The organism is Burkholderia sp. PAMC 28687, from assembly GCF_001577465.1.
Taxonomy (GTDB): domain Bacteria; phylum Pseudomonadota; class Gammaproteobacteria; order Burkholderiales; family Burkholderiaceae; genus Caballeronia.
Genome location: NZ_CP014507.1, coordinates 515,627 through 536,272, shown reverse-complemented (window position 1 = coordinate 536,272; position 20,646 = coordinate 515,627). Strand labels below are relative to the sequence as shown.

Below are 20,646 nucleotides of genomic sequence, written 5' to 3'. Positions count from 1 at the left end.
GCCGTAAGGACGTTCGAACCGACGAGAGCGATGCCATTTGTGATCAGACTCATTGCACCGCGCTCCGCATGTTGCGAACGAGTCGCTGATTGACGCCGTCCTGCTGACCGGCAACGGCTTGCCCAGCTGCTTCTGGATTCGACCCGCCAGCAACGTGAATCGTCGTGCTCTGGCTGATCGACACCGGATTGCTGCCCGGCGCGCCGGCCGCCCCGACACCCGATGCGGCCGCCAGTTGCTCGCGGCTATACGGGTTTCGACCGTTCTCCATCTGGATCACGGCACCCATCACATGATTCAACTGATCCGGGTTTGAAAGATCGATTTTCCCGTCAGCACCGACCCCCACGCTACTGGAAAGCCGATTAACGTAAGCATCGAACGAATCTCTGTTTTCCGACCTTGGCGCATACTTGTTGATGATCGCACTTGCGGTATTCAGCCCGCGCTCGCCGTACCGACGAAGTTGCGATGCCAGAGCTGCCAATCCTTCTTCTGGTGTCCTGAATCGAGCGAAGCGCGCATTCGGATGCGCCTCCAAGGTCGCGCCTTCCTGCCCGACGAAATTCAGATTTCCGGGATTGTTATTCCTGATGCCACGCGGTTGCGATGCATCGGGCACCTCAATAATTGTCCCGAATTCCTCATCGTTCGAAGCATTCGCCGCGTCGACGCGCGCCTGCGCACCTCGTGACAGCTTTACGCCACCATCGGTCTTGTACGCGTCAATCTGCGCTTGAGCGTTACCGCCGCCGACATCCTTGGCTGCAAGCGCGGCCTTTGCCTCTTCCCAGTCCGCAGGGAGCGCACTCCAATTCCCACGCCATGCGTCCTGCGCCATCTTGCCCAGGGCGCGGAGCATATTGCCGAGCTTGGACAGGCCGAACATCGCCTTGTCGATCTGACTCTCCCAAATCGACCAGTCGATCAGCGATTTCCCGCCTTCCTTCCAGACGCGATAGTCGTCATAGAGGGCGAGCAGTGCCGTCGCGAGCAGTGCGAGCCGACCGAGCGGCGTCGACAGAAATACTGCATTGAGCAGCTTCCACCCGCCGATAAGCAATCCGAGCCCGATCAGTACCTTCTTGGTCGAATCGTCGAAACTGTTAAACCAGTCGACGATCGTCCCAATCGCCTGCATCGCGCGAAGCGCAAGCGTGCTGATCGTATCCGCGAGCCAGAGCACGCCAGATATGACCTTGGCAATGACATCCGTGATCTTGTCGAAGTTATCGACCAGACCTTCGCGAAATTTCTTGATGCCGCCGGACAGGCGCGCACTCATCGAGTCCGCAATCTTCTGTCCGAGAATGACGAAGGCCGACCCGAGCGTGCGCGTCTGCACCATGAACTCATGGCTGCGCTTTGTCGCGCCTTCCAAGTCGAGACCCGCCGCGGCGAGCATCTGCTTGTAATCGTCGCCGAAATCGCCGAGGCCTTGACGCAATGCCATCAGCGTCTTTTCGTCGATTCCGAGCGCTTGCGCGTATGCGTTCGCACGGTAATACGGCATGTTGGCGAACTGCTTGCCGAGATCCTGAAGGATCAAGGACGTGTCGCGCAGTTGACCGTTCGCGCCTTGCGTCTGTACGCCGAGGCTTTGAATCAAGCCGTTGGCGCCGGGGCTATTTCGCATGAAGCGCGCGAGGTTCTCGATCGTGTCGAGCGCCGCGCCCGCCGACGAACCCATCTGGCTCATCGAGAAACCGAAAGCACGGATGTTCTCGGCCGATGCCTTCGTGCGCTGCGATGCAAAGTACAGCTTTTCGAGGTTGTCCTCGATCGCGGTCACGCTCGCGAATACGGCCGCCGACGCTGCGGTGATGCCCTTGACGAAAGACTCGAGACCGACCTTATCAATCTTGAACCCAAGTGAAACTAAAAACTCACGAATTATGTCCGTCTCTGCCGCCATGTCTTATCTCTCGGTGAGGGCCCGCGCTTTTTGTCGATTCTCCTCGACCACGTCCAGTGCTTCGTTCATCCGCGCGATGTCATGCATGCCGATCTTTCCGGACAACATGCTCTCGTACAGGCACATGCCCTTGACGCAAGGCCGCATGACCCAGTCCTCACCTTCGGCCATCGCCGCCCAGGTTACACCGGTGCTGGTGGGCTTCCCGCCGCTTGCTTCGCGAGAAGCCCTTGTATAAAAGCACCGAGGTTGTCCCAAATCACCTTCATCGTGATCTGGATCATCATCGGCATTTCGATGTCATCGAACATCAGCGCGCCGTTGTTCCACACGCGCGCCCAATCCTTTCCCTGCTTGCGCTGCACGACCGCCAGGCAGTTCGAGAAGATGTATTCGACGTCGGCCTCGGACATTTCTGCCATGACGTCAGCGACCGGCTGCAGCGCGCCCGCGATGAGAGCAATGTCGTTCTTGCCTTCCTTCTTCGCCGCGATGGAAGCGAATGCAGGGAGCAGCTTCGGAACGAGCGGACCGATCTTGCGCGACACGTGCAATTGCTTGAACGTGTCGAGCTTGCCGCTGCGGTATTCGATACCGCCGATTTCGAATTCGATCATTGCGCGTACTGTCCGAGCATCGAGTCAATTTTGATAACGTCGAAAACCCACTCGACGATGTCGCCGTCTTTCGCGTACTTCAGATCGGGGATCTTCTTGAACGCGCAGTTGCGACCCGTGGTGATGTCGCCCGATGCGCTTTGCGTCACGGTGATGACATTTTGCCCCCAGAGCGAAGAACTCAAGGCCTGCGCCACGGAAAGGGCCATGAGCTTTTGATTGACCGGCGAAGTCTTCAGGTAGCGAAGCGTGATCGTGCCGGATTTGTCGGCGTGCAGGCTATGCATACCTTCACCGTCCGAGCCGATGCGCATCGTGTTCTTGTCGCCGGCGCGCTGGATGTCGATACCTTCTTCTGCCGTTGCTTGACCGTAGCCGAGCTGGAATGCGCCACCCGCACCGACGAGCGATGCTTGGACGTCCATGAAACTGTACGCGTCTCTGCACGAACGGAGTGCCGAATGCCTGCTCGATGCTTTACGCAGCTGCACGACGTGTTGCGCAAGACAAGGGTTTTCGGCGTGGCCTGACGTACATCTTGGACAGCGAAGACGGAGCGAGTTTGCGGGCAGCAGGATGGAAATTACTTTGGACGGTGAAGGGTCGTTCATGGGATACGCCGTCACGCCCACGAACTGACAAGCATCCGACGTGCGACAAGCAAGCATACGGCTGGGGAAGTTGGCCAGCACCGCCCCAGAAACCAGTATGACCGCTCACGTCTCCGCCTTTCTGCAGGTTGCAGCCGTATATTTGGGAGTGAAGCATGAAGGTTCGTCTTAATACGTGGCTGATGACTCAATTCGACCCGCCGCCAGCGATAACGACTGCTCGGACATGGATCACGCAAGGGAAGATATGGCCTGCTCCGGTCAAGGTCGGGCGCGCCTATTATGTTGAAGAAGATGCGACGTTCCAAGACGGAAGCGCTCGCCCCACTCTAGCTCAACGGGTATTCGGACATGGCAGCAAGGCCAAGAATTAAGAAGCGAGCGAACTGGCCCGCTAATCTGCATGAGCCGCGCCCACAATATTACGTGTGGCGTAATCCCATCGATAAGCAGACCCACGTTCTAGGGCGCATCAGCCTGGCTCAGGCGATTCATGAAACTCAAGAGGCCAATGTGATCGCCGAGAAAAGCGTTGCTACAACCACGCTCGCGCAACGGCTGCTACGGACTGAGCGAACGATTGAGCAACTTATCAAGAAGATGAACATGACCGGCATCGCAAAGACGACTGCGGCCGCTCGAAACTCTCAGGACAAGGTCATCGCCGAGAGATTCAAGGGTCGCGCCGTCGAAACAATCACGACGCTTGAGATCTCCGATTTTCTTGAGGAATTCAAAGCGCGCGGGAAGATGCGCTGGGCACAGGTGATGAGAACCCGTCTGATTGAGATTTTCACGAAGGCAACCGCGCTTGGCTGGATTGATCGCAACCCAGCAACGGTGACGGAAAAGATTTCGGTAACGGTAAAGCGGCAGCGCCTGACGTTGGAGCAGTTCAACAAGATACTGGAAAAGGCGCCAGAGGTCGCCGAGTGGCTTCCGAACATGATGCTGCTCGCGCTGGTTTCCGGGCAAGATCGATCGACTGTCGCCTCGTGGCCCCGTAACTCTGTCAAGGATGGCGAGGCACTTGTGTTTCGGCAGAAAACAAAGAAATGGATTGCTATACCTGTCGCCCTTCGGATGGATGCCATCGGTCTTTCTCTGGCGGATGTCATCGCGCGGTGCAAGTCCAACGTGGTTAGCCCATATTTGATCCACCACAAGCGCAACAACGGAACGATCACGCGCGGATCGGCAGTCCATTTGCAGACGATCAGCATGCGCTTTGCATCGGCACGGAAGCTTGCAGGAATACCGGATGAGAATGCGCCTTCCTTCCACGAGATTCGCAGCTTGGCAAAGCGCACATACATGGATCAGGGTGGCATTGACACGAAAGCATTGCTTGCGCATTCGGATGATGCAACGGCCGATCTCTACGCTAACAATCGCGGAATAGAGCCCATAAAAGTGAAGATAAATATGGGGTAGTTTCAAAATCCGGTTAAACGAATTTTAATCAATCCCCGGAAAACCTTTCTGGTGAAGGGTTTGATTTTGAATATACATATGTCCGCAGCACGTCAACCCGTTTGAAGCGGTACAGATTCACGAAGATGTCCATTCGAAGAAATCGATAGGCATTCACTGGGGCACCTTCGAACTCGCCGATGACCCGCTCGACGAACCGCCGCGTCTGTTGAAACAGGCCGTGAAGGAAGCGGGCTTGCCGGAAGATGCGTTCGTGGTCCTGCGTCATGGGCAGATGATCAAGCTTGGCGACGCTAAAACACCGGGACCGTAGCTTGCGGGAAAGAGGGTTCAAACGAATAACACACAAGGTAACCATGATCGAAGTCCATCACCTGAACGAATCACGCTCGCGCCGCATCACCTGGCTACTCGAGGAACTCGGGCTCGACTACACCGTGCATGTGTACAAGCGTGATCCAAAGACGCGGCTCGCACCGCCGGAACTGGAAAAGATCCATCCGCTGGGCAAGGCGCCGGTGATTCGCGATGGCGATGAAGTGGTCTTCGAGTCGGGCGCGATCATCGAGTATCTGATTCGCAAGCATGGCAACGGGCGGCTCGCGCCGGCGCAGGACACGCATGCATTCAACCAGTACCTGCAATTCCTGCACTACGCGGAAGGCTCCGCCATGCTGCCGCTCATGCTCAAGCTTTACACGGGCAGGCTTGGTGAAGGCGCAGCGCCACTGCAGCCGCGCATCGAAAGTGAAATGAAGCGGCACCTGGGCTTTCTCGACAAATCGCTCGAGGGTCACGACTATTTTGTCGGCAATGAACTGACCGGCGCGGATATCCAACTGTCCTTCGCCGTTCAGATGGCCGTGAAATTTTGCGGCGACGACGCCTATCCGAACCTGACCGCGTTTGTGAAGCGCATCGAAGCGCTTCCTGCGTATCGGCGAGCGATAGAGAAATCAGGCGAATAAGCCGCGCTTAATGTGGCCGCCGATGATTCAGCGCAATGAACACGGCCATCAGAACCAGAAACGCAACCACCAGCAAGCTGGCGTTGAGCAGCACATGCGGATACCCAAGCTCGCCGACATCAATGAACGGGTAAGGGTAAAAGTCCGACGTGCTGCCGCGCCATAATGTGACGCACAAGTAGCCTAGTGGATAGATCAGCCAGAGCAGCGTCTTGTGGACGGTCAGATGAAAACGTGGCACGAACAGCACCCAGTACATCGCCGATAAAACCGGCACCACGGTATGCAGGCATTCGTTGAGCACCGCCCGGTATCCCGACGGCGTCCACAGGTATCGCAGCAAGAGGTTATATGCGAGCCCCACGAACACGATATAAACCACGACCGCTGTAACGACCGGAGGCTTGCGGAAAAAACGTCCCACCGGCGTTCCCGCCCTCGCCGCCACGCATGAAAAACAGATGGCGACCGCGAAGATCGTGAGGTTGGTCAGGTAACTGCTCAGACGTTCGATACCGTCGAATACGCCCAGGCCTCGCGACAGCATGCGGTGAACGGTGATGTCGGTTTGCGCGGCGAGCGCGAGCCACGCAATGGTCGCTATCGAGGCCGCCAGAAGCAGTGACGCGAGGCTGGGCGTATGCAATGGCAGATCGTGCTCGACAGGCTGCTGGCGGCTTTGCGAGGGGATAGGCTTCGTCATGCCACGATTTTATACGCGGCAGGTATGCGTTGCAGGCGAACGTTTAATGAGCCTTCAGGAAATCTTGAAGATGTTCTGCGCACCGCGAACGTAGAGGCTTTCGGCTTTCTGCAAAATACGTTCGCGATAAAGATCGAAGGCAGCAAGCACTGCGGATTCATCCGATCCCATCTGCGGATTGAAGCTGGAGAGCGCGGCATCGCCAATCTGGAACGAGATCTCGCGCGAGCCGTCATATCCCCAGAAGCACACACAGTGCCGGGAGGTATCGTAGGAACGGCTGGGATTGGGGAAATTGAGTTTCATGCGCCATCGTAGTCCTATTCCGTCGCGTGCTGCAATTGGAGCAACGGCGAAGTTCATAGTGATTACCCTTAGCGTGTGTTTTCTGCAAAGCCGTACGCCATTTGTAATGAAGCAGCCTGCCGCGCGCTTCAAGTAGACTTTGGTCCCACGCATTTGATCGAACCCACGACGCACTGCCTTGTGAAACCCGTCAATTTCCGCCTGACCGCCGCGATCATCGCAAGCGCCCTCTTCATGCAGAACATGGACGGCACCATCGTAGCCACGGCGTTGCCTTCCATGGCACGCGATCTCGGCGTCGACCCGGTCCATTTGAGCAGCGCGATCACGGCGTATCTCGTCGCACTGACCGTCTTCATTCCCGCAAGCGGCTGGGTCGCCGACCGTTTTGGCGCGAAGCGCGTCTTCATGTGGGCGATCGCCCTGTTCACCGTGTCTTCGGTTGCGTGCGCGGCGGCATCGAGCCTGCCCGAGCTGATCGGCGCGCGCATCGTGCAAGGACTCGGGGGCGCGATGATGGTCCCCGTCGGCCGGCTGATCCTCTTTCGCGGCGTCAAGCGCGAGGAACTTTTGCAGGCGACCACATGGCTCACGATGCCCGCGCTCATTGGCCCGCTGATGGGACCGCCGCTAGGCGGGTTTCTGACCGATGCGCTGTCGTGGCGCAGCATCTTCTGGGTCAACGTGCCGGTGGGTATTGCGGGGATCTTGCTGACGTGGAAGCTGCTGCCGGCCTCTCCGGCCGAACGTCCTGTGCCTCCGGACTTGCGCGGCATGATGATGATCGGCGGTTCGCTGACACTCTTCATGATCGGCATCGAATGCGCCGGGCGCAACGTGTTGCCGCCGTTCGCAGCACCGGCGTGCATTGCTGCGGGCGTACTGCTTTTCTGGCTCGCTGTCAGGCATTGCCGCCGCGTGCCCGACCCTGCTGTCGATTTCTCGCTGCTCGCCATTCCGACGTTCCATGCCGCCACCATAGCGGGCAGCCTGTTTCGTGCGGGCGCGGGGGCCTTGCCGTTTCTCGTGCCGCTCACGCTGCAAACCGGCTTTGGTTATAGCGCGTCCGCCAGCGGACTCGTCACGTTCGCAAGCGCCCTGGGGTCGTTTTGCATGCGGCCGATGACATCGACCGCATTGCGGCATTTCTCCGTACGCACGGTCTTGTGCGCGGGCAGCGTTTCATTTGCAGCGATGCTCGTTGCGTGCTCGTTCATGTCGCAAAGCTGGCCTGCTGCCGCCATATTCATGTTGCTGCTCTTCGGTGGGCTCTCGCGTTCGCTCGGCTTCGCGACCATGGGCGCGCTCGCCTTCGCCGATGTCCCCAAAAGTCAGCTTGCATCGGCGACATCGTTTCAGGGAACCGCGCAGCAACTCATGAAAGCGGTGGGTGTCACGGTTGCCGCCGGCACGATCCAGGTCACCATGATCCTGTCGCCGGGAACGCACGCGCAACGTTGGCAACTGGCTGCGGCGTTTGTCGTGACCGCGATGGTCGTGCTGGCGTCTTATCCGATGTTCGCACGCATGCCGCCCGAAGCGGGCGAAGGCATCTCCGCTGCGCGCGGGCGCGGACGCGGCGCGGCTGCAGAGATGAAGTAGCCCAGGCTCAGGCGCCGATCAGGACGCCCGTCCTGAACGGAACTGCACCGGTCACACGGCCGAGCGGCGCACCAGCGATCACAAAACGAATCGCGCGGCGCATATAGAAGATGCCGTCGTTCTTAGTGGTGAGCGTGGTGACTTCGTCGGTGATCGGATCGACGATATCGAAGACCGGATCGCCCGCCTTCAGGTAAGCGCCAACAGCCGCACGATGCACCAGCACGCCGCTCACGGGCGCAATGAACTGTTCGCTGCCGGCAAGCGGCGTAGCGGGATGATTGAGCGGCGGCAATGCTCGTGCCTCACCTTCTATCACGCCGCGATGCGTCAGGTAATCGATGATCCCTTCGGCGTCCTGCTCCGCGAATTCATAGGTCACATCGCGCTGTCCACGATGCTCGACCGTCAGCGCCACGTTGGGCGCGGAGAGCGGCGCGGTATCGCCCAGAAGCGCACGTACCTCGTTCCATAATTGCGTGTGGACTTCATCGAATGACTGGCCGCCTGAATCTGCTGCGAGCAACACGCCGCTGGCGCCCAGATAACGCGCGAGTGGTTCGACCGCAGGCCAGCTCGCCGGGCTCGTGTAGAGGTGCATGGTGGCTTCGAGCGAACAATGCAGGTCGATGATGAGGTCCGCATCCGCGGCCATGATCATCATCTCGCGGCGCAGCGACTCGAACTCGTTCTTCGGCTTCACTTCAGAGAGCATTTCGCATACTGCGCGCCGCAGCAAACGTGTGTTGCTGTCGGCGTCCTGCGTCCATTGCGTGCCGACGCGTTCCATGAGCGCAGCCGCAGAAGGCAACGGGAAACTGCGATTGAAGTTGTGCCCGCTATTCAACTCGAAACGTCCGAGGAATTGTCCGAGCACATGCTGCGAAAGTCCGATCGGATTTGCGACCGGCACCACGATCACTTCGCCCTTGATGCGCCCCGCATTCTCCAGCTCTTTCAAACGATGCTTCAGACGCCACGCGGTGAGCATGGCGGGCGTTTCGTCGGCATGCAGTGACGCCTGCATATAAACCTTCTCCCCCGCACCGGGCGTGCCGAAGTGAAAGCTGACGAACTCGCGATGAGTGCCGATGGAAGTGGAAACTAGCGGCGTGTGTTGAATGTGCATCGAATGCTCCTGCAGAACTTTTGAAATACAGCTTGATTGCCGCTTAGTTGCCGTACACGTCGAAGTCGAAATACTTGCGCGAGATCTTCTGATAGGTGCCATCCGCGCGCATGCTCGTGATCGCCTGATCAATCTTGGTCTTGAGTGCTGCGTCGTCCTTGCGCATGCCGATACCTGTACCGTGATCGCCCATCTCCAGCGGGCCGCCGACAAAACCAAAGCCCTGGCCTCTCGATGTCTTCAGGAAGCCGTGTTCGGCTTCGACCGATCCCAGCAACGCGGCATCGAGCCTGCCCGACGTCAAATCGTTGAACACACCCTCCTGGCTCTGGTACGCCACGACCTCGGCGCCGCCCGGCTGCCAGTTCTTTTGCGCATACGTTTCGAACTGCGTGCCGCTCTGCACGCCGATGCGCTTGCCGCGCAACCCGTCCGGGCTGACCGTCATCGGCGCGCCTGATTTGGCAATCAGCCGCGACTTGAACTGGAACAGCTTGGTCGAGAACGCGATCTGCTGCATGCGCTTTTCAGTGATCGCCATCGACGAAATGATTGCGTCGATCTTGCGTGCCTGCAGCGCCGGGATCATGCCGGAGAACTCCATTTCGACCCATTCGCAATGCATCGCGATACGGCGGCAGATTTCATCGGCGAGATCGACGTCGAACCCGGCGACGTGGCCGTCCGGCAGTTTTACGTCCATCGGCGGATACGTCGGGTCGATGCCAAGCCGCAATACATTTGCGTCCTTTGCCATGGCCGGCGCGGAAAAAACCATGACTGCGGCCATTGCGATCGCGGCAGCGGCGCGTGCGGGAAGGAAGGGTTTCATCGGCGCTCACTCAAGGGTGGTTGTCAGTCCGTACAGGGCTATTTCGGATAGTAAGAGTCCAAAATGCACTCAAACAGGGGCGATTTACTTATCATGATCACTTTCACATATCACCCGGGCGGTGGTGCGCGTGGAACTGACATTGACTCAACTTCGCGTGTTTGTCGCAGTCGCCGAGGCCGGCAGTTTGCGAGCTGCCGCGCGCCGGCTCGGCATTGCGCAAAGCGGTGTGACACAGCAATTGAGGAAACTCGAGATTACCGCGGGCGGCCCGTTGTTCGAGCGCGGTCATCGCGGGGCGCGGCTGACATCGACTGGGGAGCGTCTCAGGATTCGCGCCGATGTCATCCTCGGCGAATGCGCGAGGACCGAAGAAGAAATGCGCCAGTTGCGCGGCGAGCTGACGGGACAGGTGTCGCTCGGCGTCGCAGCGGAAGCCATGATGCGCCTCTTCCCCGCGCTGCTCGCGAGTTTTCGCGAGCGCTGTCCGCGTATCGACGTGCATCTGACGAGCGCCACGTCGCGCGTGCTGACCGCGTGGGTGCGCGACGGCAGCCTGGATTTCGCGCTCGCGCTGGTGGCGCAAGAGGCCGACATCCACGATCTCGATGCAACCACGCTGTTCGAGTCGCCGGTCGCGGTGATCGCACGGCACGATCACCCGCTGGTCAAATCGAAGTCCTTGCGTGCGTTGCGGCATTGCGACTGGGTCAGCACGCGGGCGCGTCATGCGAGCGATGTCGCCAATCGCCTGTCCACGCTCTTCGACGATGCAGGGTTCGAACCGCCGCGCATTGCCGCCACGACTGAAGCCGTATTCGACACGCTGCACTGCGTGGCGAACAGCGATTATTTATCGCTCGAACCCGTGCGCCTCGCACAACATCCGTTCTTTCGCGAGCATGTATCGGTCGTGCCGATCAGGGAACGCGTGCCGAGCACGCGCGTGTGCCTCCTGAGACGTGCCGGTGTTCCACTGACGCCGGTTGCGCAGGAACTGGCGTCGATGGCGGTATCGTTTGCACGCATGATGCCGGACTCGGGCGCCAAGGCCTGACGAAATGCCGCGCGTTTTAACGGCTATCATGTCGGTCCAGGCGACACCTCCAGCATTTGGACACTTTCATGACAGACAAGAAATCATCAGACGCGGCGCCACGCGAGACCGCGGCAATGCTGCGTCATTGGCACGACACCGTGCCGAACGATCGCCTGGCTCACCTCGTCAAGGACGCAACCCGGGCAATGGTGCGGGCAATGCAACTGCGTCTGGCAGAACATGCCGTGTCGTACGGGCACTGGACCTTCTTGCGGATCCTGTGGGAGACCGACGGCCTGACGCAGCGCGAACTGAGCGCGCAGGCAGGCGTGATGGAACCGACCACGTTCGCGGCCGTGAGGGCAATGGAAGCCATGGGATTTGTCGAGCGCCAGCAAATGCCCGATAACAAGAAGAACGTGCATGTCTTCCTGACCGAGCAAGGGCGCGCACTGAGAGACAAGCTCGTGCCGCTTGCCGAGGAAGTCAACGAGATCAGCGTGGCGGGGATGAGCGAACGCGATATCAAGACCGCGCGCAAGGTGCTGCTCGCCGTGATCGAAAACCTGGCCGGCGATGAACTGGGTTCGACAGATCCGCGCCGACGTGTGCTGTCGACGCGGGAACTCGGGCGGATGGTGGCCGAGCGTGGAGAGGCGGTCGAGGACTAGCGCCGCGACCGCCCTGTTTCAGACCGGCGCCGGGTTACGCTCGGCAAACCCGCTTTGGTGCCAGTACGGATACGGCAGCGTCGTGACGCTGGCTTTATCGAGCGCTGCAATTTGTTCCGCGCTCAACGACCATCCGATACTGCCCAGATTCTCGCGGAACTGCGCTTCATCGCGTGCGCCTACGATGACGTTCGCCACGGTCGGACGCTGCAGCAGCCAGTTCAGCGCAATCTGCGGCACGCTCTTGCCGGTTTCCTTTGCAACGGCATCGAGCGCATCGACGACGTTGTACAGGTATTCATCCGCGACCGGGGGCGCCTTGTCCGCCGTCACGTGCAGACGGCTGTTCGCGTGCAGCGGCGTGCCGCGGCGAATCTTGCCGGTAAGGCGTCCCCATCCCAATGGACTCCATACGATCGTCGAAACCTTCTGGTCGATGCCAAGCGGCATCAGCTCCTGCTCGAAATCGCGGCCAATCAGCGAGTAATAGGCCTGATGCGCCGAGTGCCGCGCAAGCCCCTCACGGTCCGACGCCGACAGTGACTTCATCAAATGCCAGCCCGAAAAATTCGAGCAGCCGATCACGCGGATCTTGCCCGCGCGCACGAAGTCATCGAGCGTACGCAGCGTTTCTTCCACGCGCGTCATCGCATCGAAACCATGAAGCTGGTACACGTCGATGTAGTCGGTGTTCAGGCGCTTCAAACTGCCGTTGATGGCTTCGGTCAGGTGATGCCGGGTCGAGCCGACATCGTTCACACCGGCGCCGGCGCGAAATGTTCCTTTGGTTGACACGATCACTTGCGAGCGGCGCCCTGCAATCGCCTTGCCGAGAATCTCTTCGGCCATGCCGTCAGAATAAACGTCGGCGCTGTCGAACATCGAAACGCCTGCGTCGAGCGCAATGTCGACAAGCCGGCGCGCGCCGTCCGCGTCCGTGCTGCCCCATGCCTTGAAGAAGTCATTGCTGCCGCCAAACGTGCCCGTGCCGAGGCTCAGCACCGGCACCTTGAATCCTGATTCGCCTAACAAGCGATATTCCATTTCCGTTGATTCCTTTCTTGATGAAGGGAGATAAAGTGCCACGGTTTGTCCGTCCGTGGCGCACTGGATTACTTCGAGGCTTCGGGGAAATCGGCGCCGATGGTCGTCTTTTCCCATGTATCGAAGTCATGCTTCAGCAGATCGACCTTCTTGCGCGCGAGTTCGAGCGCGGCCTTGCCGAGCAGCAAACGCAACGGCGGGGTGTCCGACAACGCAGCGTCGATGATCGCCTGTGCCGCGCGAACCGGATCGCCCGCCTGATTGCCGCTGCGTGCTTCGGTCTGCTTGCGGCGCTCGCCGGCGGTGGCGTCATAAGCGTCGATACGCGTGGCCGACTGCTTGATCGACGGACCCGCCCAATTGGTGCGGAACGGTCCCGGCTCGACAATCAGCACATCGATACCCAGCGGTTTCACTTCGAGCGCCAGCGACTCGGAGATGCCTTCCACCGCGTACTTGGTGCCGTGGTAATAGCCCGTCGCCGCGAAGCTGGTGATCCCGCCGATCGATGAAATATTGATTACGATTCCGCTTTTCTGCTCGCGCATGACGGGCAGCACGGCCTTCGTCATGTCGACGAGACCGAATACGTTGGTTTCGAACATCGCGCGCACGGCGTCGTCTTCGCCTTCCTCGATCGCCGCGAGATAACCGTAGCCGGCGTTGTTCACGAGCGCGTCGATCCGTCCGAACTTGTGCTTCGACTGGGCGACCACGTCCTCGATCTGCTTGCGGTTGGTGACATCGAGTTGCAGCGCGAGCGCGGTCTCCGGATACCCTTCGGTCAAGTCCTTGAGCGTCGACGGATCACGTGCGGTGACCACCGCGCGCCAGCCGCGCTCGAGCACGAGCTTCGCGAGTTCACGGCCAAAACCTGTCGAGCAGCCGGTGATCAGCCATACGGGGTTGTTGCGATTCATCATGGAAAGCTCCTGTTCATTTTTCAGAAAGTGGGTTGAATCAATGCAGGGGGTTTTCGCCGGGGCGTTTCGCCGCGAACCATGCGGCGAGAGGCGTGGCAAAGGGATGGGTGTCTGAGTTGATGCGCTGTTTGCGTCGCCAGAACCGTGCCCAGAAATGGACGCCCGGCTAAAGCTTACTCGCGATGCGAGATTGCAGCACAAGCGGCCCGAACGAGCCGGGCACAAGATGAAGGATAAAGTCGGACGCAGGGGGACGCGTTCAGGCGCTTACCAACTCCAGGTGACGCACGGGCGCACGCTTGCAGCCGGGAACGTTCGCCAGTCCGAAGGTCGGCCGCCCATAGTAGAACCCTTGTGTCAGCACGTGCGGCCATTGCGCCAGCCACTTCGCCTGCGACTGCGTTTCAACGCCTTCGACCACGACCGTGAGGCGCAAGGTCTGCAACAGGTTCAGCATCGCCGATACCACCGCGCAAGCACGCGGACACGTGGGCACTTCGACCAGCAGTTCCTTGGCGAGCTTCACCACGTCTATGTCCATTGCGCTCAGCATGGCCAGTGACGAATAGCCCGTGCCGAAGTCATCGATGGCGATGGTCACGCCAATGTCGCGCAAGCCCGCCATCAATCCCTTCGATGCCAGCACGCGCGTCGCATCTTCGGCCTCGGACAACTCGAGCTGCAGCAGTCCGGGTGAGATTCCGTTCGACCGCGCAATCCGCTCGACATGCTGCGTGAAATGCTCGCTCATGGCGACCGACGGGGGCACATTGACGGCTATCGGGAACACGGGGCGCCCCTCGCGCTGCCACTGCCCGAGCTGGCGACTGGTGCTCTTGATGACGAAGTACGTCATGTCGGCCGCAACCCGCGGGTCTTCAATCGCGCTGATGAACGCGTCGGGCAGCAAGGTGCCGTATTCCGGATGCAGCCAGCGAATCAGGGCTTCGGCGCTCGTCAACGCGCCCGTCTTCATTTGGTAGATCCCCTGGAATGCCATAGCAAACTCGCCGGCACGCAATCCTCTCCTGACCCGCTGACACAGCTGCTCTTTTTCTTCGATTTTCATTGTCGTCTCCCGTCAGCTTCGCAATGTGCGGCGCCGCCCTTCGCGCCACGTCCAGCCTGCCTTATGAAAGATTAATGGGCAGAAAATTTCGCAGACCGCCGCCTACCATGCACAAGACGTGCCAACGGATTATCCGGGCGCCAATACATGTGGCGAAGGCAACAGAACCGCATTAACCTCCACCGATTAAGCCATTAGCGGGACTTTCGCCATTGGACCCGGCGTTTGTTCAAGCCTTTCAATGGGCGATGTTACGTAGCGTTTTTCCGCTGTTACGGCGAACACCAAAACCGCGCCCATGCCGACGCACAAGGCGCGGCCGTCCGTCTTCATGGCAGGATGAACCTGCGTCCAAGGCAAATGTTTTAATTCAGTCAGCTTTACGGCATAAAGCCCGGTGATCAGTATCTCTTGCGACACGGCGCACCCGAATATCACGCCCGACTGGCGGATTAAGCAAGGTCGCTTGGCCCTATTAAACAAACCGCACAAATACATTGGTTCATGGCTCACGTGTCGGGCATTTTGGCGGACACATAGTATTTGTATCTCCCACGATGCTTATAACGCGGGCCATTTAATACGGCCCGATTCAAATCAGCAACAAATTCCCGGATTATCGATTTGGATGACAAGACAATGGAAATTTTTCCTTGTACGCTGGTTTTCGTCGATGTCGAAGCGACAGCCAGCCCCAACAGCACAAGTAAAGATCCGCTTTCCTATGCACGCCAGGCGTTGTGCCTGAACAGAAGCCTGCTGCGCGCGGGCATGCCGCGTCTTACCCTTTTCACCAACGCGCCTGATCTTGTCGAATCCTTTTGTTCTGCCGAGCCGGCAGCGCAGCGTCCACACGTGGTCGAGCTGATCACGAGCATCAACGTCCCACGGAACATTGAGTTTTACGGCGCGCATTTCAAGCTGGATCTTCTCGAGCAGGTCGCGAACATGCTCAAGCCGAACACCTTGCTGATGCTGCTGGACTCGGACATCGTTGCCATGGAACCGCTCGACCAGGAGTTACTTCAGCGTTGCTCCGACGTGGGTGTAGGCGCGTTCGACATATCCGATCAAGTCTTTCCCGCGTACGGCAGCGACTGCGTGATCCGGGACCTCGAGATCGTCGCGGGACGGCATCTGCTCAATCCGCGCTGGTTCGGCGGCGAGTTCCTGATCAGCACGCCGGCGTTTCTCACGACGCTGGTGCCGCGCGCCCGCGCGCTTTGCGAACGATATGTCGATCATATTGCGCGTCTTCAGCACCATGGCGATGAATCGTTCGTTTCAGCGGCGCTCAACACACTCGCGGACGAAGGCCAGCAGATCGTCGAACTGGGCGCGTACCAGGCAATCGGCAGGCACTGGACCGGCAACACGCATCGCGATCTCCGATGGTTCCAGCACTGCTCGTTCGTGCACTTGCCCGATGGCAAGGCGCTGATAGAACGCGAGTCGCGTTATGCGGATTTCAATCCGGCCCGGTTCTGGCGGGCGGTATCGAAGGCGCATTTGCTGAACCGCGCACGTTTTGGCATCAAGCTGTGTTTTACGGCGACGTCGGTCGTGCCCCGGCTGCGCAAGATGATCCGCCGCAGCAAGCAGCCCCCCATCGCGCGTGCAGTCCCAGTGCCGTCCGTCGAGACGTTTGCGCCACAAGGTGTGTCGCAACGCGTGGAAGAAAACAGCAAGGAGCCTGTCTCCTGATTGAGTCGGCGCACCTAAACGTCATACAGATTCATCGAATGTTTGATACGGCGAGGCACACGGGTTGCATCCGTGATGCTGCAAACACCGAGAGGAGATATCGATGAGTCAGACATTCAAGGTCAAGGATCACGTGAGCTGGAACAGCCCGCAAGGCGAAACCAGCGGACACGTCACGCGCGTGATCAAGGAGCACACGAAGGTGGACGGACACGTGGTCAACGGCTCGGCCGATGACCCGAGTTACGAAGTCGAAAGCGAGAAGAGCGGCAAACGCGCGGTTCACAAGGGCAGCGCGCTGCATAAGGTGAAAGGCTGACAGGGCTTGCAGCGGCCCGAAGTCAGGCCGCTGCGCTCGCCAGCAGGGAGGCCGCAAGTAACGCCTGCGTGTATGGATGCTCGGGCGCTTGCAGCACTTTCATGGTCTCGCCGATCTCCACAATCCTCCCCGCCTTCATGACGACTACGCGGTGCGCCATTGCGCGCATCACTGCAAGGTCGTGCGTGATGAAGAGGTAACTCAGCGTGTACTTCTTCTGCAGGCGAGTGAGAAGGTTGAGCACCTGCTGCTGTATCGATACATCCAGCGCGCTCGTCGGTTCGTCGAGCACGAGCAATTCCGGCTCGACTGCCAGCGCTCTTGCGATCGCAATACGCTGCCGCTGGCCGCCGGAAAATTCTTGCGGGTAACGCGGCAGCACGTCAGCCGGCAAACCCACTTCTTCGAGCAATTCCACAACACGCCGGCGCCGCGTCGCCGCATCCACTTCCGGGCGATGCAATGCTATTCCTTCGCCCACGATCTGCTCGATCGTCATGCGCGGCGAGAGCGAACCGTACGGGTCCTGGAACACGACCTGCAGCCGCGATGAAACCATCCGCCGCGATTTGGCGCTCTTGAGCGTGGACATGGGCTGCCCGTCGATGTGAATCGCGCCTTGCGACGGCCGCTGCAAACCGAGAATGGTCGCCGCCAGCGTCGACTTGCCCGAACCGGATTCGCCGACCACGCCGAGCGTCTCGCCGCGCCGCAAGGTGATATCGATGTCCTGCAACGCCCTGAACGATGAATGCGTGAACGCGGACCGCCAGCCTTTCGCCGGGGCGCGGTAATCGACTGCGAGACCCTGCACTTCGAGCAGCCTGCGCGCATTTGGCGCGATGGATTCGATCGCGCGCTGAGGCTCGCTGGCGAGCAGACGGCGCGTATAAGGATGTTGCGGATTCGCGAACAGCGCGGCGGTCGTGTTCGTCTCGACCAGCACGCCCCTTTCCATCACTGCGACGCGTTGCGCAAAGCGCTTCACCAGGTTCAGATCATGGGTGATGAGCAGCACTGCCATCCCGCGCTCTGCCGCTTCCTGCTCCTGCAAGCCGATCAGCAGATCCACGATTTGCTGGCGCACGGTGACATCCAGCGCGGTGGTGGGTTCATCGGCGAGAAGGAGGCGCGGACGGCACGCGAGCGCCATGGCGATCATCGCGCGTTGCCGCTGGCCGCCGGACAGTTGATGCGGATAACTGTCTATCCGGCGCTCTGGCTCGGGAATTCCCGTTCGCCTCAACAATTCGATTCCGCGTTCGCGCGCCGCATTCGGCCGCAAGCCTTCGTGAAGACGCAAGCTCTCGGCGATCTGCTTGCCGATGGTGAACAGCGGGTTGAGCGCGGTCATCGGTTCCTGGAAGACCATCGCGACATCGCTGCCACGAATGCCGCGCATCTGCTGCTCGGTCTTTTGCAGGAGGTCGTCGCCGTCTAGCAGGATGCGCCCGGTCTGGCGCGCGCTTTCTACGAGCCCGAGGATCGACAGCGCCGTCACGCTTTTGCCAGATCCCGATTCGCCGACGAGCGCGACACGTTCGCCGCGCGCAATCGAAAGGCTCAGGTCCTGGACGACGGTTTTATCGCCGAAACGGATTGAGAGGTGATCGAGTTGCAACAAGGGCGTCGTCATTTCTGCGCGCCTCCAAAGGCGGAGCCGCGCGTGCGCGTGTCGAGCGCGTTGCGCAATGCGTCGCCCATGAAGGTCAAAAGCAGCAACGTGATCACCAGCGCGCCGAATGCCGCGCCCGAGATCCACCATGCGTCGAGATTGTTCTTGCCTTCAGCGAGCAGTTCGCCAAGGCTCGGTGTTGGCGCAGGCACGCCGAGGCCCAGGAAATCGAGGCTCGTCAGAGCAAGAATGGCCGCGCTCATCCGGAACGGCAGGAATGTGATCACCGGCGTGAGGCTGTTGGGCAGCACATGACGCCACATGATCTGCCAGTTCGAAAGACCCATCGTGCGCGCCGCGCGGACATAATCGAGCGAACGGTTGCGCAGGAATTCAGCGCGGACATAATCGGACAACGTCAGCCATCCGAACGCCGACAACAGGACAAAAAGCAGCCACAGGGTCGGCTCGAATATCGATGCAAAGATGATCAGCAAATACAGGTCTGGCATGGAGCTCCAGATCTCGATCAGGCGTTGCCCGATCAGGTCGGTGCGCCCGCCGTAGAAACCCTGCACCGCGCCCGTCAGAACGCCCAGCAGGATGCCGGATACCGTCAGCGCGAGCGCCATGAGGACGGAGAGACGGAAGCCGTACAAGAGGCGCGAGAACACGTCGCGTCCGAACTGGTCGGTTCCGATCCAGTTGTTGGCGGAGGGGGGCGCGGGATTGGGTCTCGTCGCGAAGTAATCGACCGTGTCGTAGTGAAAATGGATCGGCGGATAGATCGCGAAATTACCCTTCGATTCCAGCCGGTCGCGGATATACGGATCGAGGTAGTTCGTGCGCGCGGGGAAGTCGCCGCCGAAGATCTTCTCCGAATAGTCCTTCACCACCGGAAAGTAGTAGTGCCCCTCATACCGCACGATCAGCGGCCGGTCGTTTGCGAGCACTTCGCCGAGCAGGCTGATTGCGAACAAGACCACGAACACGATTGTGCTCCAGTAGCCAAGCCGCTGGGATTTGAAACGCAGCCATACGCGCCGTCCGGGCGATATCGAACGGGCGAGTTCGGGCGAACTCACGCTCTCACCGGTCCAGCCGGTCGAACTGGATACGGGGGTCGACGAGGACATAACAGACGTCTGCAATGAGCTTGGTCACAAGACCAATCAGGGTGAAGAGGAACAGCGATCCGAGCACGACCGGGTAGTCGCGGCGGATCACCGAGTCGTAGGAAAGCTGGCCCATGCCATCGAGGGAAAAAAGCGTCTCGATCAGCAGGTTGCCATTGAGGAACGCGCCCACGAATGCGGCGGGCAAGCCGGTCAAAAGCGGAATCATCGCGTTGCGCAACACGTGTTTCCACAGCACGTCGCGTTGCGGCGCACCCTTCGCGCGTGCGGTCAGGACGTATTGCCGGCCTATTTCCTCGAGGAACGTGTTCTTCGTCAGAATGGTCACGATCGCAAAGTTCCCGACGACCGATGCGGTGACAGGCAACGCGATATGCCATAGATAATCGAGCACTTTCCCGGCGGTGCTGAGCTGGTCGAAATCATCCGATGTCAGCCCGCGCATGGGGAACACTTGCCACATCGACCCACCGCCGAAAAGCATCAGCAGCAGCACACCGAGCACGAAACCGGGGATGGCGTAACCCGCGAGGACGAGGATGCTGGTGGCGGTATCGAAGCGCGATCCATTACGTATGGCCTTCGAGATGCCGAGCGGCACCGCGATCATATAAGTCAGCAAAATGGTCCAGAGCCCGAGCGTAATGGAAACCGGCAGCTTGGAACGGATCACGGCCCCCACGCTCTGGTGCTGGTAATAGGACTGGCCGAGGTCGAACGTCGCATAGTTCTTCAACATGCTGAAGTAGCGTTCGAGCGGCGGTTTGTCGAAGCCGAATTGTTTTTTTAACTGCTCGACTTGCTGCGGGTCGACGCCCTGCCCGCCGTGATAACCACCGCCTCCGCCCGCCTCGCCGCCATGAGTCGCGCCGTGGCGCAACTGGCTCATCATCTGTTCGACCGGACCGCCCGGCACGAACTGCGTGACCACGAACGTGAGCGTGACCACGCCGATCAGCGTGGGGATCATCAGCAACAGACGTCTCAGGATATAAGCGGCCACGGCAGT

At 59.8% G+C, this 20,646-nt stretch carries 24 protein-coding genes and 1 pseudogene; 10 read left to right on the top strand and 15 right to left on the bottom strand.

Translation table 11 applies throughout. The features are described 5' to 3' along the window. Window positions 1-49 precede the first annotated feature (49 nt). Genes AX768_RS25255 through AX768_RS25245 form a run of 4 tightly spaced genes read right to left on the bottom strand, consistent with a single transcriptional unit; the run spans window position 50 to window position 2,957 of the window. Window positions 50-1,915, bottom strand: coding sequence for a hypothetical protein (locus AX768_RS25255; RefSeq protein WP_062002843.1), 1,866 nt, complete (start codon window positions 1,913-1,915; stop codon window positions 50-52). A 3-nt stretch (window positions 1,916-1,918) separates the two neighbouring features. Beyond that, window positions 1,919-2,086, bottom strand: a complete 168-nt coding sequence (locus AX768_RS32980; RefSeq protein WP_155524340.1) for a DUF6889 family protein — start codon at window positions 2,084-2,086, stop codon at window positions 1,919-1,921. 11 nt (window positions 2,087-2,097) lie between these two features. Beyond that, entirely contained in the window at window positions 2,098-2,532 is a 435-nt protein-coding gene (locus AX768_RS25250; protein WP_062002842.1) for a phage tail assembly chaperone, read from the bottom strand. Beyond that, a complete protein-coding gene (locus AX768_RS25245; RefSeq protein WP_062002841.1) occupies window positions 2,529-2,957 on the bottom strand; it encodes a phage structural protein in 429 nt (142 codons plus the stop codon). The genes AX768_RS25250 and AX768_RS25245 overlap by 4 nt, the downstream gene beginning before the upstream one ends. A gap of 47 nt (window positions 2,958-3,004) precedes the next feature. Here AX768_RS25245 and AX768_RS34305 point away from each other — a divergent pair, with 47 nt between their 5' ends. The 5 genes and pseudogenes from AX768_RS34305 (at window position 3,005) to AX768_RS25230 (ending at window position 5,545) form a co-directional block, all read left to right on the top strand. Next, window positions 3,005-3,244, top strand: a complete 240-nt coding sequence (locus tag AX768_RS34305; RefSeq protein WP_335340491.1) for an XF1762 family protein — start codon at window positions 3,005-3,007, stop codon at window positions 3,242-3,244. Between the two features lie 54 nt (window positions 3,245-3,298). Continuing rightward, complete coding sequence (locus AX768_RS32200) at window positions 3,299-3,517, top strand: excisionase (RefSeq protein ID WP_082779076.1); 219 nt, start codon at window positions 3,299-3,301, stop codon at window positions 3,515-3,517. Beyond that, the gene (locus AX768_RS25240; protein WP_082779075.1) at window positions 3,495-4,577 is read left to right on the top strand and encodes a phage integrase central domain-containing protein; all 1,083 of its coding nucleotides are present in this window, start codon (window positions 3,495-3,497) and stop codon (window positions 4,575-4,577) included. The genes AX768_RS32200 and AX768_RS25240 overlap by 23 nt, the downstream gene beginning before the upstream one ends. An 85-nt stretch (window positions 4,578-4,662) precedes the next feature. Continuing rightward, window positions 4,663-4,890: pseudogene (locus AX768_RS34535) on the top strand (MBL fold metallo-hydrolase); the annotation flags it as partial. 43 nt (window positions 4,891-4,933) lie between these two features. Further along, on the top strand, window positions 4,934-5,545 hold the full coding sequence (locus tag AX768_RS25230) for a glutathione S-transferase family protein (protein WP_062002838.1): 612 nt from the start codon (window positions 4,934-4,936) through the stop codon (window positions 5,543-5,545). Between the two features lie 7 nt (window positions 5,546-5,552). Here AX768_RS25230 and AX768_RS25225 read toward each other — a convergent pair whose 3' ends face one another. Both AX768_RS25225 and AX768_RS25220 read right to left on the bottom strand, forming a co-directional pair. After that, a complete protein-coding gene (locus AX768_RS25225) occupies window positions 5,553-6,248 on the bottom strand; it encodes a Pr6Pr family membrane protein (RefSeq protein WP_062002837.1) in 696 nt (231 codons plus the stop codon). 54 nt (window positions 6,249-6,302) lie between these two features. After that, on the bottom strand, window positions 6,303-6,554 hold the full coding sequence (locus AX768_RS25220; RefSeq protein WP_062002836.1) for a DUF1488 domain-containing protein: 252 nt from the start codon (window positions 6,552-6,554) through the stop codon (window positions 6,303-6,305). 180 nt (window positions 6,555-6,734) lie between these two features. On the opposite strand from AX768_RS25220, the gene AX768_RS25215 reads away from it, so the two are divergent. Next, the gene (locus AX768_RS25215; protein ID WP_062003662.1) at window positions 6,735-8,156 is read left to right on the top strand and encodes an MFS transporter; all 1,422 of its coding nucleotides are present in this window, start codon (window positions 6,735-6,737) and stop codon (window positions 8,154-8,156) included. A gap of 7 nt (window positions 8,157-8,163) precedes the next feature. Here AX768_RS25215 and AX768_RS25210 read toward each other — a convergent pair whose 3' ends face one another. Both AX768_RS25210 and AX768_RS25205 read right to left on the bottom strand, forming a co-directional pair. Beyond that, window positions 8,164-9,285 carry a succinylglutamate desuccinylase/aspartoacylase family protein gene (locus tag AX768_RS25210; protein WP_062002835.1) on the bottom strand — a complete coding sequence of 374 codons (1,122 nt, stop codon included), beginning with the start codon at window positions 9,283-9,285 and terminating at the stop codon, window positions 8,164-8,166. 43 nt (window positions 9,286-9,328) lie between these two features. Next, the gene (locus AX768_RS25205; protein WP_062002834.1) at window positions 9,329-10,117 is read right to left on the bottom strand and encodes a transporter substrate-binding domain-containing protein; all 789 of its coding nucleotides are present in this window, start codon (window positions 10,115-10,117) and stop codon (window positions 9,329-9,331) included. A 130-nt stretch (window positions 10,118-10,247) separates the two neighbouring features. Between AX768_RS25205 and AX768_RS25200 the strand changes: the two genes are divergently transcribed. Further along, window positions 10,248-11,174, top strand: coding sequence for a LysR substrate-binding domain-containing protein (locus tag AX768_RS25200; RefSeq protein WP_062003661.1), 927 nt, complete (start codon window positions 10,248-10,250; stop codon window positions 11,172-11,174). A 68-nt stretch (window positions 11,175-11,242) separates the two neighbouring features. Then, complete coding sequence (locus AX768_RS25195; RefSeq protein ID WP_062002833.1) at window positions 11,243-11,827, top strand: MarR family winged helix-turn-helix transcriptional regulator; 585 nt, start codon at window positions 11,243-11,245, stop codon at window positions 11,825-11,827. An 18-nt stretch (window positions 11,828-11,845) separates the two neighbouring features. Here AX768_RS25195 and AX768_RS25190 read toward each other — a convergent pair whose 3' ends face one another. The 4 genes from AX768_RS25190 to AX768_RS25175 form a co-directional block, all read right to left on the bottom strand. Then, entirely contained in the window at window positions 11,846-12,871 is a 1,026-nt protein-coding gene (locus tag AX768_RS25190; RefSeq protein ID WP_062002832.1) for an aldo/keto reductase, read from the bottom strand. A 68-nt stretch (window positions 12,872-12,939) separates the two neighbouring features. Further along, on the bottom strand, window positions 12,940-13,794 hold the full coding sequence (locus AX768_RS25185; RefSeq protein WP_062002831.1) for an oxidoreductase: 855 nt from the start codon (window positions 13,792-13,794) through the stop codon (window positions 12,940-12,942). A gap of 259 nt (window positions 13,795-14,053) precedes the next feature. Next, complete coding sequence (locus AX768_RS25180; RefSeq protein ID WP_082779074.1) at window positions 14,054-14,863, bottom strand: EAL domain-containing protein; 810 nt, start codon at window positions 14,861-14,863, stop codon at window positions 14,054-14,056. 186 nt (window positions 14,864-15,049) lie between these two features. Continuing rightward, window positions 15,050-15,283 (bottom strand): hypothetical protein, encoded by a 234-nt coding sequence (locus AX768_RS25175; protein WP_155524338.1) that lies wholly within the window; start codon window positions 15,281-15,283, stop codon window positions 15,050-15,052. 219 nt (window positions 15,284-15,502) lie between these two features. On the opposite strand from AX768_RS25175, the gene AX768_RS25170 reads away from it, so the two are divergent. Both AX768_RS25170 and AX768_RS25165 read left to right on the top strand, forming a co-directional pair. Beyond that, window positions 15,503-16,567, top strand: coding sequence for a hypothetical protein (locus AX768_RS25170; RefSeq protein WP_155524337.1), 1,065 nt, complete (start codon window positions 15,503-15,505; stop codon window positions 16,565-16,567). A 103-nt stretch (window positions 16,568-16,670) separates the two neighbouring features. Then, a complete protein-coding gene (locus AX768_RS25165; RefSeq protein WP_056365551.1) occupies window positions 16,671-16,886 on the top strand; it encodes a DUF2945 domain-containing protein in 216 nt (71 codons plus the stop codon). A 22-nt stretch (window positions 16,887-16,908) separates the two neighbouring features. Here AX768_RS25165 and AX768_RS25160 read toward each other — a convergent pair whose 3' ends face one another. The 3 genes from AX768_RS25160 to AX768_RS25150 are packed head-to-tail and all read right to left on the bottom strand — an operon-like array spanning window position 16,909 to window position 20,640. After that, on the bottom strand, window positions 16,909-18,522 hold the full coding sequence (locus tag AX768_RS25160; RefSeq protein WP_062002828.1) for an ABC transporter ATP-binding protein: 1,614 nt from the start codon (window positions 18,520-18,522) through the stop codon (window positions 16,909-16,911). Continuing rightward, on the bottom strand, window positions 18,519-19,637 hold the full coding sequence (locus tag AX768_RS25155) for an ABC transporter permease (protein ID WP_062002827.1): 1,119 nt from the start codon (window positions 19,635-19,637) through the stop codon (window positions 18,519-18,521). Before AX768_RS25155 ends, AX768_RS25160 begins: the two co-directional genes overlap by 4 nt. Continuing rightward, window positions 19,591-20,640 (bottom strand): microcin C ABC transporter permease YejB, encoded by a 1,050-nt coding sequence (locus tag AX768_RS25150; RefSeq protein ID WP_062002826.1) that lies wholly within the window; start codon window positions 20,638-20,640, stop codon window positions 19,591-19,593. The genes AX768_RS25155 and AX768_RS25150 overlap by 47 nt, the downstream gene beginning before the upstream one ends. Window positions 20,641-20,646 lie beyond the last annotated feature (6 nt).